At 64.5% G+C, this 304-nt stretch carries 1 protein-coding gene; it reads left to right on the top strand.

Annotation, left to right across the window (positions count from 1 at the left end):
* On the top strand, positions 1–304 hold a 304-nt coding region (locus EN824_RS36620; protein ID WP_210236397.1), incomplete at both ends, for a hypothetical protein.

The raw sequence follows: 304 nt of genomic DNA, 5'->3' as shown, positions 1-304 counted from the left end.
AATTTGCGACGCTGCTTCGCGGCACGCAGTTAGTTGACGACGATGCGCTCGTCTCGGCGCCTGGTGCGTTGGGTCTTCCACGCGGCGCTGACGGTACTAGCGTGGCTGATGTACAGAGCGAGCATCTCTCCATGCCAGCAGGGTACGTGGAGCAGGCGGAGCAAGCTGGGCAACGCGGCCAAGGCGGGAATGATGCGCATGTAGCAGGGGGCGAGTACGCAGGGCAAACGGAGCAGTCTGAGCAGGCGGAGCAGGCACAGCAGGCGGAGCTGGTTCAGGAGGCGATGCAGGCGGAGGAGGCCAA

This window comes from Mesorhizobium sp. M8A.F.Ca.ET.181.01.1.1 (assembly GCF_004792025.1).
In the GTDB taxonomy this organism is placed as follows: Bacteria; Pseudomonadota; Alphaproteobacteria; order Rhizobiales; family Rhizobiaceae; genus Mesorhizobium.
Note: the sequence above shows the minus strand (reverse complement) of the source record. Positions and strands in the feature narration are given on the sequence as shown.